We start from the raw sequence: 13,732 nt of genomic DNA, 5'->3' as shown, positions 1-13,732 counted from the left end.
TAGTGATAAAGACCTGTTTCAGGCTCTGAATGATTTCGAGGTTGGCCTGAGACGGAGACGTGCTGCCAATGCCATCAACATCAAGCCGTCGTTTTATGGAATGGAGATCGACGTGCGACAGTTCATATCCGCTATCCGTGGCCGTAGGAACTAGGTTTCGCCTTACGCACCCACCTAGACTGGACCTGATGCTCTGAGCTATGTTGTCCATCGTGACCAACAGGCGTTTTGTACAACGTTTTCGCCGTTTTTCTGAGTCGCTTCAGCAACATAGCTGAACGGCTATTCCCCTCTCTCCGGGGACGCCAGCCGCTTCCGCCATCACTCCCCAATCTCCCTGATCACCCGGCACGGATTGCCGGCTGCCAGCACGCCCTCCGGAATGTCGCGCGTCACGACTGAGCCTGCGCCGATGATCGCGCGGTCGCCGATGCGCACGCCGGCGAGGATCAGCGCGCCGCCACCGACCCAGACATCCTCGCCGATCTCGATCGCCCTGCCGTATTCCCGGCTGCGGCGCTGTTCCGCGTTCAGCGGATGCAGCGGCGTGAGGATCTGCACGCCGGGGCCGAACAGCGTGAAGCTGCCGATGCGCACCGGGCAGACATCGAGCACCACGCAGTTGAAGTTGAAGAAGACGCGCTCGCCGAGCTCGATATGGGCGCCGTAGTCGCACCAGAAGGGCGGCTGCATCCAGACGCTGTCGCCGCCCCGGCCGAACAGCTCGCGCAGGATCTGCCGCCGCGTATCGGCTTCCGCATCGGCGGTGGCATTCAGCGCGCGGCAGAGGTCGCGGGCATTGGCGCGGGCGGCGACGAGATCCGGATCCATCGGATCGTAGAGCTCGCCGGCCAGCATCTTCGCCGTCTCGCTGCCCGGCCGCACCATCCGCCGCCCGCCATCGTCCTTCATGCCCTGCTCCCTGTTGCCCGTGCGGGATCAACCGCGCCGGCAGGGAATGGTTCAGCCCGCGGCCGGGCGTCTGCGGCTCATGCCTGGCGCAGCACGTAGTCGCGCAGGGAATCGGCTTCCAGCCGCACCTCGTCGAGCAGGTATTTCACCACGTCGAGCATGGTGACGATGCCGCAGAGCGCGCCGTTTTCCGTCACCGGCACATGGCGGATGCGGCAGCGGTTCATCAGCTCGTAGGCCGCCGTCATCGGCTCGGCGATGTCGCAGGTATAGACCACGCGGTGCATCAGCGCGCCGACCGGCAGCCGCATCAGCTCCTCGCAGGGCCGCTGCCGCAGGAAGCGGACGATGTCGCGCTCGGACAGGATGCCGCGGATGCTGCGGCCGTCATCGGTCACCACCAGAGCGCCGGCATCGTCGAGCTCGAGCTGCTCGATGGCGTCGGCCACCCGCGCATCCGGACGGATGGTGGGAACGAAGGCGCCCTTGCGGGACAGCAGTTTCCGGATCGTCATGGCACGCACACGGATCGGCCGGCCTGCGGGACGGCCATGCGGAAGCGGTCGGCGTAGCTTTTCGGCCGCAGGCGCCGCTGCTGCGGCAGCCGCGCCACCACCCGCCAGCCGCGGCGCCGGGCGAAGGCGGCGGCGCTTTCCAGGCTGGGAAAGCGCAGGCGGAGCGACGGCCGCGGATCGCGCGCCGAGGTCCAGCCCATCAGCGGCTCGATGCGCTGCGGATCGGCGGAGTCGAATTCCAGCACCCACTCATCCTCCCGCGCGCGGCCGGACTGGGTCGCCGCGCGGCAGGGCCGGAAGACATGCACGACCGGGCGCCTGTCGTCGCGGCCCGCGTCGCCGAAGTCCGACGCGGCGGGCGGCGCATTGCGCGGCCAGAGGGGCGGCATCATCGCCGCCCCGGCATCAGGCTGCATCATGGCCGCCTCCGTCAGTGACGGCCGTTGATCGCGATGCGCCGCGAGCGGGCCACGGCGCGCGCGGTCTTCGGCAGGGTGATGTCCAGCACGCCGTTGCGGAAGCTGGCGCTCACCTTCTCCTCGTCGATCTCGGCCGGCAGCGGAATCCGGCGCTCGAAGCGGCCGTAGAAGCGCTCGCTGAAATGCCGCCCGTCATCCTCCTGGCGCTCGGCGCGCTTCTCGCCGCGCAGCACCAGCATGTCGTCCTCCAGCCGGAGCTCGACATCCTTCTCCTCCATGCCGGGCAGCTCGGCGCAGATGCGGATCTCGCGCTCGCTGTCGCTGATCTCGACATGCGGCCAGCCGCCGGACCAGCTGGCCAGCGGCGCGAAGGCGCCGCCGTCGAAGCTGCGGAAGACATCGTCGAAGAGACGGTTCACCTCGCGATGCAGGGCGAGGAAGGGGCTGTATTCCGCAGCCCAGGCCGGCTCGCGGTCGCCGCGATAGGGAACCGGCCGGCCCTGCCGGCGGCCCCAGGGCAACAGGTCACGGGGCAGCAGGTCGCGGGAGAACAGATCGCGGGGAATGAGATCACGGACATTCATGACTGAACCTCCATCGGCAAGTCCGGTTGAGGGAAAGCGGCCGGGCCGGGCGCGAAGGCCGCGCCGGCACCGGCGCGCGCATGCGGACGCGCGGCGCGATGCGCGGGCGGCAAGGCGCCTGATGGCTGCGGTCAGGCCGCCTGTTTCTCGCTGGTGATCCGGGCCGGGCCGGTGCCGCCGCCGGTCTGGATCTGCAGGCGGCGCGGCCGCATCGCCTCGGGCAGTTCGCGCACCAGCGAAATGGTGAGCAGGCCGTTGGCCAGCTCGGCGCCGGTCACCTTCACGTATTCCGCCAGCTCGAAACGGCGCTCGAAATCCTCCTGCGGCAGGCTGCGGTAGAGGAATTCGCCCTCGCCGTCATCGCTGCGGCGGCCCTTCACGCTCAGCACGTTGTCGGACTGCGTGACCTCGAGATCGGCGTCGGTGAAGCCCGGCACCGCCATGCGCAGGCGGTATCGGTCGTCGCTGTATTTCAGGATGTCGTAATACGGCCAGGCCGGTTCGGCCGTCTGCTCCAGCGCGGCGCGCAGCACTTCGAAAAGGCGGTCGAAACCGATGCTGGCGCGATAGAGCGGCGAAAGATCGCTGGACTGTCTCATAGCCATATCCTCCGATGAGCAACATGGATACGAGGAGCGCGGCCAAGAAGCGCACGCTCCCTGACTGCTGCCGGCCCCGTCGCGGGCACCGGCATGACACATCTGGAAGCGGACGGCGCCGATTCAAGAGGGGCGCGTCAAGAGGGGCGCGGCTACTCCGCCGCGGTCGCCTGCTTCGTGCGGCCTTCGCAGTTGATCAGCCAGGGAATGCCGAAGCGGTCGGTGACCGAGCCGAATTTCTCCGCCCAGAAGGTTTCCGCAAGCGGCATCTTCACCTCGCCGCCCTCGCTGAGCGCGGCGAACAGCCGCTCGGCCTCCTGCGGCGTGTCGACATTCAGCGTCATCTCGATGCCGCCGGCGGGGCGGTACATGGCGGGCGGCACGTCGGACGCCATGATCACCGTGTTTCCCAGCGCCATGCGGGCATGCATGATCTTCGCATCCCAGCCTGCGGGAAAGTCCATGCCGGCGCAGCCCGGCTGGTCGGCCTGGTCGGACGGCATCGGCGGCGCCTCGCCATAGGTCAGGCGGAACTCGACCCTGCCGCCGAGATGGCGTTCGTAGAAGTCCAGCGCCTCGGCGCAGTTGCCGTTGAAGTTCAGATAGGCATTCAGCTGCATCGCGATCTCCCTGGTCGGCCCGGCTCGGGCACCTGCATCGGACAGTCAGCCCAGCGCGCGCAGATCCGCGCGCAGGCCATCGATGTCGCTGTTCCCCAGCAGCGCGTCGATCTCTTCATGGGTGCGCGTCCAGATCGGCAGGGCGCGCGCGAGCAACCGGCGGCCGGCCTCGGTGAGGCTCAGCAGCCGCAGGCGGCGGTCGGTCTCGTCGCTGCCGACCCGCAGCAGGCCACGGCGCTCAAGCGGCTTCAGGTTCGCGGTCAGCGTCGTGCGGTCCATGGCCAGCAGGCTGCAGATCTCGGCCATCCTGGCGGGGCGAGGGCGGTTCAGCGACATCAGCAGCGAGAACTGCCCGTTAGTGAGATCGAGCGGCCGCAACGCCTCGTCGAAGCGCCGCGCCACCGCGCGGGCGGCACGCTGCACATGCAGGCAGAGGCAGCGGTCGCGCACATAGGCGGTCGTCTCGTAGCTGAGGGCGGCGGCTGGCTTTGACATGGGCCAATTATGTTGATATCAACGTATTCAGTCAAGCCGCTCCGTACCGATGAGGGAGAGACACGCCATGCAGTATGTCGACGGTTTCGTTCTGCCGGTGCCGAAGAAGAAGCTCGCTGCCTATCGCCGGATGGCGCGGCGGGCGGGAAAGATCTGGCGCGAGCATGGCGCGCTGGAATTCCGCGAATGCGCCGGCGACGACCTCAATGTGAAGATGGCGCTGCCCTTTCCCCGCGGCATCAGGCTCAAACCCGGCGAGACCGTGGTGTTTTCCTGGATCGGCTTCCGCTCGAAGGCCCATCGCGACCGGGTGAACAGGAAGGTGATGGCCGATCCCCGCATCGCCCGGCTCTGCCCCGACCCGGACGCCATGCCCTTTGACGTGAAGCGCATGATGTGGGGCGGCTTCAGGACGATCGTCAGCGCCTGATCCGCCGGCCGGCGCGCTGCCCCGGATCGGTCACGTGCGGAACCGGCGGAAGCGCGCCATGTTACCTGTGAAATGCGTCGCGTTGCCCTGATATCGGGCCTCACCCTGGCCGGGCTGGCCGGGCTTGTGCTGCTGGCTGCTGCGGCCGGGCTGGTCTGGGTGTCGCGCGGCGATCTCGCGCCGCAGCTCTCCCGCCTTGCCGCGTCGCAGCTCGGCCGTGATGTCAGCGCCGACAGCATTACCTTCCGGCCCGGCTTTCCCGCGAAGCTCGAGATCCGCAATCTGCGCGTCGCCAATGCCGACTGGGCCAGGGCACGCGGCAGCGACGACGCCATGCTGCGGCTGGAGCGACTTTCGGCCGAGATCGACCTGACGGCCCTGCCCGGCGGCCTGCTGCGCTACGGGAGGCTGGAGGCATCCGGCCTGCGCGTGACGCTGGAGCGCGATGCCGACCGCACCGGCAACTGGCGCTTTGACGGCCTGGGCGACGCCGCGCCGTCGGGCGGACTCGCGCTGGTGCCGGCGAACCGCAGCCAGTTTCCCGAACTGCGCGACTTCGCCCTGAGCGATGCCGAAATCCGCTACCGCACCAGCAGCGGGCAGTGGCTGCGCATCGGCCTGCGCGACGCGCTGATCCGCGCCCGCGATGGCGATGCGCCCGTGCTGCTGCAGATCACCGGCAGCTACAACGATGCGCCGCTGGCGCTGGAGGGCCGCACCGCGCCGGTCAGCGTGCTGCGCGACGCCACGAAGCCTTTCGAGGCCGCCTTCACCATCACGGGCGACAACCTGCGCGCCGATTTCGGCGGGCTGATCGACCGGCCGCTGGATTTCGACGCGGTGCAGGGACGGCTGAGTCTCGAAGCCGGGCTGCTGTCCTCGCTGCTGCGGCTGTTCGGCGCGGAGATGGCGCTGCCCGTGCCGCTGACCGTCGTGGGCGGGCTGAGCCGCGACGGCGATGCATGGCGGCTCGACGACCTGCATGGCGCCATCGGCGGCCAGGATGTTTCCGGCATGCTGGCGCTTACCGAAGGCACGGCCGGCGCGGGCGACGCCATCGAGGCGAAGCTGCAGATGCCGGAGCTGACGCTCGATCCGCTGCTCGCCGCGCTGCCGGACAGCGGCGAACCGTCGCTGCAGCTGGACGCCGATCCCGCCGCGGCGCGCATCGCGCTCGAACTCGATACGAAGAAGCTGCTGTACCGCAACTGGCGGCTGGCGGATCTCTCGACGGCCTTGCACACGGAGCCCGGCAGGCTCGAGCTGCAGCGCCTGTCGGCCGCCTTCGCCGGCGGCCAGCTGCAGGCCAGCGGCAGCGCGCGCGCTGAGAAGGGCATCACGCATCTGCGCGCGCGGGGCCATCTCGCCGGCGCGGACGCGGCGCGGCTGGCCACGGCGCTGGGCGCGGCGGAGGAGCCGATTGCCGGCCGGCTGACGGCCGGGGCCTTCGTCGAGATGCAAGGCCGCAACTGGGCGGAAGCGCTGCGCGTCAGCCGCGGGCATCTGGTGACGGTGATGCAGGACGGCCGCATCGACCGCGCGCTGCTGGAACAGGCCTCCACCGATCTGCGGGCGCTGTTCCGCCACCGCGACGGCCGGGCGCCGCTCGACTGCCTGCTGGCCGTCGGCACGCTGCAGAACGGCGAGGTGGCGCTGACGCCGCTGCGCCTGCACGCGCCGGGCGCGCAGCTCAGCGGCGGCGGCATCGTCGATCTGATCGGGCGGAGGCTGGATGTGGTGCTGCGCTCGGATACGAAGGCGAGCGGCTTCTTCGCGCTGGACGTGCCGCTGCGCTTCCAGGGCAGCTTCGACGCCATCCGCGTGCGGCCGACCACCGCGCAGGCCACGCTGCCGGCGCTGGATGCGCAGATCGCCGTCGACGCGCTGCCGCCGGCCCTGCAGCAGCTGGCCGGCGGCAATGCGTGCTTCGGATAGCGGGAAGGTTTACTGCGGGCGCTTCGGCACCTGGCCGCCGCGCAGCTGGTACATCAGCAGATCGCCGCTGTAACGGCCGATCTCGGTGGCGGCCTGTTCGGCATCGGCCGCCAGCGCGCGCATCTCTTCCATCTTGTCGTCATACTGGCTGGCCAGCGCGGCATCGTGCCCGTTCAGGCGGCGCGTCTTGTTCAGGCGCGACAGCTCGGCCTCGCAGGCCTGCTTGGCGGCGCAGAGCCTGTGCTGGCGCGACACCGCGTCGGCGATGCGCTGCTGCAGCATGCGGAAATCCTCCGGCGTTTCCGGCTGTGATGCCGGCCCGCCCTGCCGGGTCTGCGATTTCACGGAAGCGGAAACGGGTTTGCGCGGCGGGGGCAGCGAACCGGGGGACGGACGGGGCATGGATCTGGAAACCTCTCTCAACACGAAACTTCGGGGTAAAACTGCCGATTCCGGTTCCGCCTCCTGACGGGAGAGGGAACCGGCCGCTGTCGTTTCTGACGTTTCTGCAATGTCGCGGCCGCCGGCGCTGACGCTCTGCGGGCCCAGGCCCACTGCGGCGCGTCATGGATACAACCCCCGCCGCGCCGCCCGGTTCCCTCGCAAAGGAACCGGATAGCCGCTTCTTTGTTGGGAAAGCGCGCTGTCTGAGGGGCTTTAAGCGGATGAAGAGGCCGGCGACCGAAAGCGAAGCTGCCGCCATCGAGGCAATTCCGGCCGGCCGGGACGCCGCGCACCATGCCGGCCTCACCTATGTCAGCGACACCGATCCCGGCTTCACGCGGCGACGCGCGGGAAAGGGCTTCGTCTACTGCGATCAGACCGGCAGGACTCTGCGCGACCGCGCCACTTTGGACCGCCTGCGCGCGCTGGTGATCCCGCCGGCCTGGACCGAGGTGTGGATCTGCCGCGACGGGAACGGCCATCTGCAGGCGACGGGCCGCGATGCGCGCGGCCGCAAGCAGTATATCTACCATCCCGATTTCCGCAGTTCGCGCGAGGCCAACAAGTACGAGAGCCTCGCCGCCTTCGCGCGGCTGCTGCCGCAGATCCGCGACAGGCTGGAGCGCGACATGGCCAGGCCAGGACTGCCGCGCGAGAAGGTGCTGGCCACCATCGTGCATCTGCTGGAAACCACGCTGATCCGCATCGGCAATCTGGATTACGCGAAGCAGAATGGCAGCTACGGCATCACCACCCTGCGCGACCACCATGTGGAAGCCAATGGCGCCGAACTGCGCTTCGACTTCCAGGGCAAGAGCGGCAAGCACTGGCGGCTGCGGCTGCGCGACCGCCGCATAACGAAAATCGTGAAGGCCTGCCAGGACCTGCCGGGGCAGCATCTCTTCCAGTATCTCGATGCCGATGGCGGGCGGCAGAGCATCACGTCGTCCGACGTGAACGCATACCTGCGCGAGATCACCGGCGGCGAGATCACCGCGAAGGATTTCCGCACCTGGGGCGGCACGCTGCTGGCCGGACTGGCCCTGCAGGCCTTCGCCGCGCCGGCCAGCAGGCGCGAGGCGACCAGGAACCTGCGCGCCACCGTGATGCAGGTCGGCGAGCGGCTGGGCAACACGCCGACCATCTGCCGCAAATGCTACATCCACCCGGCGGTGATCGAGTCCTACGAGGCCGGCGCGCACCGGCTGAAGATCCGCCCGCCGCGCGGACGCGCCATGGCGGGACTGAAGCCGGAAGAACAGGCGCTGCTGGCGCATCTCGAGGCCGCATCGCGGCGGGCGCGCCGGGAGGCCGGCCGGGGCAGCCGGCAGGGCGGACAGAATGGCCGGCGCGGCGCGCCGGCGTGACGGCGCCGCCGGGAAGGGGCCGGTGGTGGAGTCGAGCACGTTGCGCCGGGTGTCCTATTCCGGCGCGGCGCGGGTGCTGACGCTGACCTTCACCTCCGGGCGCATCTACGCCTATTACGACGTGCCGCCGCGCATCCATGCCGGGCTGATGCGGGCAGACTCCAAGGGCCGCTATTTCAACCGCCATATCCGGCCGCGTTTCGCCTATCGGTGCCTGCGCTGAGCCGCGCTTCTGCAACCCGTGGCGGGAGAATTTCCGTTGGGGAAGATTTTTGCAGGAATTGTGGAACGGCCGACGACGGCGGGCGTTGCAGGGCTACAAACCTCACGGAGGAGAAGAAAAGACGGGGGCAGCTTTCTCGGGGAGAAGTGCCATGCAGATGCCCGCACTCCTGGTCGCCATCCTGCTTGCCGGCGGCAACCCGGTCTGGGACCAGCAGAAGCCGCAGATGGTCTGCACCGACCGGGCCGTCGTCGCCGACGCCGTCCCGTCCGGCGCCAAAGCACCGAAGCTCAGCGTCATGCCCGCCTGCCGCAAGGCCGGCGAACCGGTGGCCGAGATCGCCGCACCGGCACCGGTGGAGTCGCGCTAGGCGCGACAGGGCAGCAGATCGCCGTTACCACGTTCATCCTCGGGCCTGGCCGGGGGATCTCGCCCAATCCTGCCCGCCCTGCCCGCGCTGCTCGCGTGACGCGCGAGCATGACGGACCTCCATGGACAATGCGATCGCATCCCCCGGGCAAAAAGATGACGGGCATTTGCATGCCCGTCGAGTTGGGGGGAAGAAAGAATGGAGGAAGAAACGCCGGCGCGGCGCACCGCGCCGGTAAACGCTAGGCCAGCGGCGGCCGTCGGCCGGTCACCAGATGGGCGATCAGGCTGATGACGAAGACGGCCAGGAAGATGAAGAACAGGATCTGCGCGATGCTGGCGGATGCGGCGGCAATGCCGGTGAATCCGAACAGGCCGGCAATCAGCGCCAGGATGAAGAAGATCAGGGCCCAGTAGAGCATGGTTTACTCCTTATCCGGTTTATCCGGTCGTCCGCCGCGACTGCCCGCTGAAGCGGTGCGGCATTGATGGCAGGAACACGACACCGGACGTTTTGTGCCGCGACGGATCGCGGCGGTTTTCCGCTGGTCACAGCCCAAGTCCGCCCGGCAAGGGGCCCGCTGCCTTTTTCGCCCGCATTGCCCGGCACCGGCCACCATCCGGTCGCAGCCCTGCGGCCCTTTCCCCGGCAACGCAGACGCATCATCTCGTCGCCATGAACCGGCGTGCTGTCCTGTGGCTCATCGCGATTCCGCTGATTACAGGCGTGATCGCCGTATCGTGGCAGCAGGGCTGGCTGCGGCCGCCGCCGGCCTATGATCCCTTCGCGCCGCTGCATCTGCACGACCGCCCCACCTTCGTGACCGCGTGGAAGCTGCTGCGCCTGTCGCGGCCGGAAGACTGCCGCGCCGCGCTTGCGACGTCTCAGCTGCAGACCCTGCCCGTGTCCGACCGCGAGATGACGGCGGAGTGCCGGCTGGAGCATGCGGTGCGCGTCGGCGCCACGGGCTCGGAAACCGGTCTGCGCTTCAATGCCTCCTTCCTGGCGAGCTGTCCGCTGGCGGTGGCCTGGGCGATGTTCGAGCGCCATGCGCTGCAGCCGCTGGCGCAGCAGCATTTCGGTGCGCGCGTGACGCAGCTGCATCATCTCGGCAGCTATGCCTGCCGCAACGTGCGTGGCGGCACCAGACGCAGCGAGCATGCGCGCGCCAATGCCTTCGATCTCGCGGCGCTCACACTGTCAGACGGAAAACGGATCTCGCTCAGCGGCCACTGGCGCGGCAGGGATGCGGCGGCGACGCCTGAAGCGGCTTTCCTGCGCGACCTGCGCGACGGCGCCTGCCGCTTCTTCCGCACCGTGCTCGGCCCCGACTACAACGCCGCCCATGCCGACCACCTGCATCTCGACATGGGCGGATTCAGTATCTGCCGGTAGCCGCATATCGTCGCTCCCGCTAAAGCGGGAGCCCAGAACAGCCATTGCCGGATTCCCGCTTTTGCGGGAGCGACGAAGGGAATCTATTTGACCCGGAACGGCAGGTTGGCCGTGGCCGCCGCGCCCTTGCCGTCGCGCACGGTGGCGAACAGGCGGTAATTGCCCGGCTGCAGGCCGGCGATGCTGACGCCCTTCGGGCCCGGATCGCGCAGGCTCTGCGGGAAGGCCTGCGGCACCGTCTCGGCATCGCCGAATTTCTTGTTCTCGGTGCTTTCGGCCATCACGGTCCAGACCACGCCGACCTGGTCGCCGTCGGGATCCTCCACCGCGATCTCGGCGCGGACGGTGGCGTCCTTGGCCCATTCGTTCTCCTGGGCGAATTTCAGCGACAGGATGCGCGGCGCGCGGTTGCCGTTCGGCGTCGCGCCGCCCCAGTGATGCGCCAGCACCTCGGCGCTGCGCGTCCATTCGCCGTTCTGCAGCAGCAGGCTGTGCCAGGTCGGCGTCACTTCCTGCTTCTGGCCCCAGTAGAAGACGATCTGGCCCTGGGTCTTGTCGCGCAGATGCTCGAGCGCGCGCGCCAGCAGCACGGCCTTCTCGCCGCTGGTCGGTTCGATCGGCGCGCCCCAGTTGGTGCGCGGAGCCGCCCATTGCCCGAGCGGACCCATCTCGGTGATCACCAGCGGGCCCTTCCAGCCCTGCGCGCGCACGCGGTCGGGCACGGTATGCAGCGCCTCGCCGTAGGAGTTGACGCCGAGCACCTGGATGCTGGGCGCCAGCTTGCGCAGCTTCTCGATCTTGTCGGTGCCGGTTTCGGCAAGGACGGCGATGGTGGGATGCTTCGGATCGCGCTGGCGCACCAGCCTGGCGGCCTGCTCGATCGCCGGCCAGACGGCGGCGGCATCCGGCAGCTCGGCCTCGACCTCGTTGCCGATGCCCCACATCAGCAGGGCCGGGTGGTTCTTGTAGCGGTCGACGAATTCCTCGAGCTTCTTCATCAGCGGTCCGACCTGGGCCGGATCGCTGTAGTCGAAGCCGCGGCGCGGATGCTCCATCCAGAAGCCGGCGATCACCTTCAGCCCGTGCTTCTGCGCCTCGTCGAGCACGAAGCCGGTTTCGTCGCCATAGGTGCGGATGGTGTTGGCGCCGAGCTGTTTGAGCAGCCCCATGCGGCTCTGGCCGGCCGCGCCCTGCACGATGAAGGGCTTGCCGTCGACCAGGATGCGATCGCCCTGGATGGCGACCTGGGTGACCGGTAGCTGCGCGGCGGGCGCCTGGGCACGGGCCGGGCCCGCGACGGCCGTCAGGGCGACGGCGAGCGCGAACAGGCCGGTCAGGGTGACATGGCGGAGGGCGCGGCGGCGAGGCCGGAGAGCGGGGCGAGGCATGGCGGGAGACTCTTGCCGGAAGCCTGGTGCAACGCAAGCGACATGGCGGTGGTCATTTCATGGCTCAGTGATGTGGGGTCGAAACCCGCGCCGTGCAAGATGCCGGCGCCGCCGGTGGCTGCCCGCTGCCACGGCGACGACACTTGGAGCGGCACGGGGCTTGCGCTAGCTTGGCCTGCTTTTCCGCCCGATTGCCGGTATTTCCATGCAGCGTCTCGAATCGCTCCTTGAACGCACCCTGTTCGCCAGCCGCTGGGTGATGGCGCCCTTCTATCTCGGGCTGGCCGTCGGCATCGTCCTGCTGCTGGTCAAGTTCCTGCAGGAACTGTTCCATGCGGTGAGCCATGCCTTCAGCATGAGCGAAAGCGAGATGGTGCTGTCGATCCTCGCGCTGATCGACCTCTCGCTGGCCGCCAACCTGCTGCTGCTGGTGATCTTCTCCGGTTACGAGAATTTCGTCTCCAAGCTGGATATCGGCGAGCACCGCGACCGGCCGGAATGGATGGGCAAGATCGACTATTCCGGCATGAAGCTGAAGCTGATCGCCAGCATCGTGGCGATCTCGGCAATCCAGCTGCTGCGCGCCTTCATGAACATCGAGAACCGCGACAGTACCGAACTGGCCTGGCTGGTCGGCATCCACATGACCTTCGTGGTCTCCGGCGTGCTGCTCGCCTTCATGGACCGGCTGACCGAATCCGCCGAAGGCCATGGCAAGGATCCGCATATCCCCGCGGGCACCCAAGTGGCCGAAGGCACGGTGATCGAGCATGGCGAGGCGCCGGAGACGCGCGAGGCCGGGGCGGCCGGCAGGGCCAGAGACTGATCCATGCCGAAACGGGCCGCTGCCGTCGTGCTGCTCGGCCTGCTTGCCGCCGGTTGCGCTCCGTCGTCCGGGCCGATCTATGTCGTCTCGCCGCAGGCGGTGCAGAAGCCCTGGCCCGACACCCTGCCGCATCTCGACCGCCGCGGCGCGGTACTGACCCGCTTCGATCCGCAGCGCTCGGTCTTCACGCTGGCGCTCGGCGGCGCGCTGGTGGATTACCGCCAGGGCGTGGCGCGCGGCTTCCGCGACGCCTTCGCCGCCGATTTCAACGCCGTGGCCGCCGATCCCGAACAGCCTTACTCGGCGCTGCTGCGGGCAGCCGATGGCTCGCGCGTGCAGCTGCTGCGCGCGCAGTCCGGCGACGAGTCCAGGCCCGTCCTGCTGGATGCCTCGGCGGCGGCCGTGATCGCCCTGCCGCGCGACCCGGCGCGCATCGATGCCTTCGCCGCCACGGTGAAGGCGGGAGGCCGCCGGCCGGTCTGGGCCCTGCTGCCGGTCCATGCCAGTGAAGACTCGCCGCTGCCCGATCCGGCCGCGGCGCAGGCGCTCGCCTTCGCCGCGATCCTGCATGGCGCCAGCGGCCTGATCTGGCAGGGCGAGGACAATTACGCCGCGCGCAATGCCGGCATGATCGGCATTTCCCCGGCGCCGCAGCTGGATTACGGCATCCGCACCGCCGATGCGGGCAGCGCGCCGCCGCGCATCGCCACGCCCGCCGAGGCCGCCGCGGCGAAACGGCTGTGGCAGGCCGTGGCGCAGCTCAACCGCCGCATCGCGCGGCTGCAGTCGGCGCTGCTGCAGCCCGACGCGATGCAGGCCTACGAGGTGGCGGTCGAGGCGAGCGAGCCGGATCGCGGCCGGCCGGCGGCGCCGGTGCGCACGATCCTGCGCCCCTGGGAAGGCGGCCTGCTGCTGATCGCGGTCAACATCGATTCCGCCAGCCATGCCGTCCGCATCGGCTTTCCCCGCCCGCTGCAGGGCGCGACGCGCGGCCCCGGCGACGAGGGTTTCGGGCCGCTCGACGCCGACCTGGCGCGCGGCCTGCTGCATGACCGCATCGAGGGTCACGGCCTGCGGCTGTACCGCATCCTGCCCTGATGCCTGCTATTTAGGCAGTCTGCCGCCGAGCGGGTATGAGCGGGCGCAAAGCCGGGGCTTTTGCAGTCCAACAACCCGGCATGCTTCTTGCGAACCGCTTCTTCGTCTGTCT

Annotated in this window: 18 protein-coding genes; 8 read left to right on the top strand and 10 right to left on the bottom strand. The window is 69.0% G+C overall.

Features of this window, described 5'->3' with window-relative positions; translation table 11 throughout:
* Positions 1–321 precede the first annotated feature (321 nt).
* The 7 genes from VKZ87_RS03350 to VKZ87_RS03320 all read right to left on the bottom strand — a co-directional run bounded on the left by VKZ87_RS03350 (position 322) and on the right by VKZ87_RS03320 (position 4,144).
* Positions 322–912: a sugar O-acetyltransferase gene (locus VKZ87_RS03350; RefSeq protein WP_324219834.1), complete on the bottom strand. Its 591-nt coding sequence runs from the start codon at positions 910–912 to the stop codon at positions 322–324.
* A 77-nt stretch (positions 913–989) separates the two neighbouring features.
* Complete coding sequence (locus VKZ87_RS03345) at positions 990–1,427, bottom strand: CBS domain-containing protein (RefSeq protein WP_324219833.1); 438 nt, start codon at positions 1,425–1,427, stop codon at positions 990–992.
* Positions 1,424–1,846 (bottom strand): ETC complex I subunit, encoded by a 423-nt coding sequence (locus tag VKZ87_RS03340; protein ID WP_324219832.1) that lies wholly within the window; start codon positions 1,844–1,846, stop codon positions 1,424–1,426. Before VKZ87_RS03340 ends, VKZ87_RS03345 begins: the two co-directional genes overlap by 4 nt.
* An 11-nt stretch (positions 1,847–1,857) precedes the next feature.
* Positions 1,858–2,430 carry an Hsp20/alpha crystallin family protein gene (locus VKZ87_RS03335; protein ID WP_324219831.1) on the bottom strand — a complete coding sequence of 191 codons (573 nt, stop codon included), beginning with the start codon at positions 2,428–2,430 and terminating at the stop codon, positions 1,858–1,860.
* Between the two features lie 131 nt (positions 2,431–2,561).
* On the bottom strand, positions 2,562–3,029 hold the full coding sequence (locus tag VKZ87_RS03330) for an Hsp20 family protein (protein WP_324219830.1): 468 nt from the start codon (positions 3,027–3,029) through the stop codon (positions 2,562–2,564).
* Between the two features lie 152 nt (positions 3,030–3,181).
* Entirely contained in the window at positions 3,182–3,649 is a 468-nt protein-coding gene (locus VKZ87_RS03325) for a VOC family protein (protein WP_324219829.1), read from the bottom strand.
* 45 nt (positions 3,650–3,694) lie between these two features.
* On the bottom strand, positions 3,695–4,144 hold the full coding sequence (locus VKZ87_RS03320; RefSeq protein ID WP_324219828.1) for a MarR family winged helix-turn-helix transcriptional regulator: 450 nt from the start codon (positions 4,142–4,144) through the stop codon (positions 3,695–3,697).
* Between the two features lie 67 nt (positions 4,145–4,211).
* Here VKZ87_RS03320 and VKZ87_RS03315 point away from each other — a divergent pair, with 67 nt between their 5' ends.
* Both VKZ87_RS03315 and VKZ87_RS03310 read left to right on the top strand, forming a co-directional pair.
* Positions 4,212–4,574 (top strand): DUF1428 domain-containing protein, encoded by a 363-nt coding sequence (locus VKZ87_RS03315; protein WP_324219827.1) that lies wholly within the window; start codon positions 4,212–4,214, stop codon positions 4,572–4,574.
* 72 nt (positions 4,575–4,646) lie between these two features.
* Positions 4,647–6,509 carry an AsmA family protein gene (locus VKZ87_RS03310; RefSeq protein WP_324219826.1) on the top strand — a complete coding sequence of 621 codons (1,863 nt, stop codon included), beginning with the start codon at positions 4,647–4,649 and terminating at the stop codon, positions 6,507–6,509.
* Positions 6,510–6,518: 9 nt separating this feature from the next.
* On the opposite strand, the gene VKZ87_RS03305 is transcribed toward VKZ87_RS03310, so the two are convergent.
* Positions 6,519–6,911 carry a hypothetical protein gene (locus VKZ87_RS03305; RefSeq protein ID WP_324219825.1) on the bottom strand — a complete coding sequence of 131 codons (393 nt, stop codon included), beginning with the start codon at positions 6,909–6,911 and terminating at the stop codon, positions 6,519–6,521.
* 263 nt (positions 6,912–7,174) lie between these two features.
* On the opposite strand from VKZ87_RS03305, the gene VKZ87_RS03300 reads away from it, so the two are divergent.
* The 3 genes from VKZ87_RS03300 to VKZ87_RS03290 all read left to right on the top strand — a co-directional run bounded on the left by VKZ87_RS03300 (position 7,175) and on the right by VKZ87_RS03290 (position 8,913).
* Entirely contained in the window at positions 7,175–8,320 is a 1,146-nt protein-coding gene (locus tag VKZ87_RS03300; RefSeq protein ID WP_324219824.1) for a DNA topoisomerase IB, read from the top strand.
* Complete coding sequence (locus VKZ87_RS03295; RefSeq protein ID WP_324219823.1) at positions 8,295–8,543, top strand: KTSC domain-containing protein; 249 nt, start codon at positions 8,295–8,297, stop codon at positions 8,541–8,543. Before VKZ87_RS03300 ends, VKZ87_RS03295 begins: the two co-directional genes overlap by 26 nt.
* A gap of 151 nt (positions 8,544–8,694) precedes the next feature.
* Positions 8,695–8,913: a hypothetical protein gene (locus VKZ87_RS03290; protein WP_324219822.1), complete on the top strand. Its 219-nt coding sequence runs from the start codon at positions 8,695–8,697 to the stop codon at positions 8,911–8,913.
* Between the two features lie 241 nt (positions 8,914–9,154).
* Here the strand turns inward: VKZ87_RS03290 and VKZ87_RS03285 are convergent, their stop codons facing one another.
* On the bottom strand, positions 9,155–9,334 hold the full coding sequence (locus VKZ87_RS03285) for a DUF1328 domain-containing protein (protein WP_324219821.1): 180 nt from the start codon (positions 9,332–9,334) through the stop codon (positions 9,155–9,157).
* Positions 9,335–9,588: 254 nt separating this feature from the next.
* Between VKZ87_RS03285 and VKZ87_RS03280 the strand changes: the two genes are divergently transcribed.
* Positions 9,589–10,308, top strand: a complete 720-nt coding sequence (locus VKZ87_RS03280; RefSeq protein ID WP_324219820.1) for an extensin family protein — start codon at positions 9,589–9,591, stop codon at positions 10,306–10,308.
* An 83-nt stretch (positions 10,309–10,391) separates the two neighbouring features.
* Here the strand turns inward: VKZ87_RS03280 and VKZ87_RS03275 are convergent, their stop codons facing one another.
* Positions 10,392–11,696 carry a glycoside hydrolase family 2 TIM barrel-domain containing protein gene (locus VKZ87_RS03275; protein WP_324219819.1) on the bottom strand — a complete coding sequence of 435 codons (1,305 nt, stop codon included), beginning with the start codon at positions 11,694–11,696 and terminating at the stop codon, positions 10,392–10,394.
* 205 nt (positions 11,697–11,901) lie between these two features.
* On the opposite strand from VKZ87_RS03275, the gene VKZ87_RS03270 reads away from it, so the two are divergent.
* The gene (locus VKZ87_RS03270) at positions 11,902–12,522 is read left to right on the top strand and encodes a TIGR00645 family protein (RefSeq protein ID WP_324219818.1); all 621 of its coding nucleotides are present in this window, start codon (positions 11,902–11,904) and stop codon (positions 12,520–12,522) included.
* A 3-nt stretch (positions 12,523–12,525) separates the two neighbouring features.
* The gene (locus tag VKZ87_RS03265) at positions 12,526–13,620 is read left to right on the top strand and encodes a hypothetical protein (RefSeq protein ID WP_324219817.1); all 1,095 of its coding nucleotides are present in this window, start codon (positions 12,526–12,528) and stop codon (positions 13,618–13,620) included.
* Positions 13,621–13,732 lie beyond the last annotated feature (112 nt).

The sequence above is a fragment of the Ferrovibrio sp. genome (assembly GCF_035304305.1).
Taxonomy (GTDB): Bacteria; Pseudomonadota; Alphaproteobacteria; order Ferrovibrionales; family Ferrovibrionaceae; genus Ferrovibrio.
Note: the sequence above shows the minus strand (reverse complement) of the source record. Positions and strands in the feature narration are given on the sequence as shown.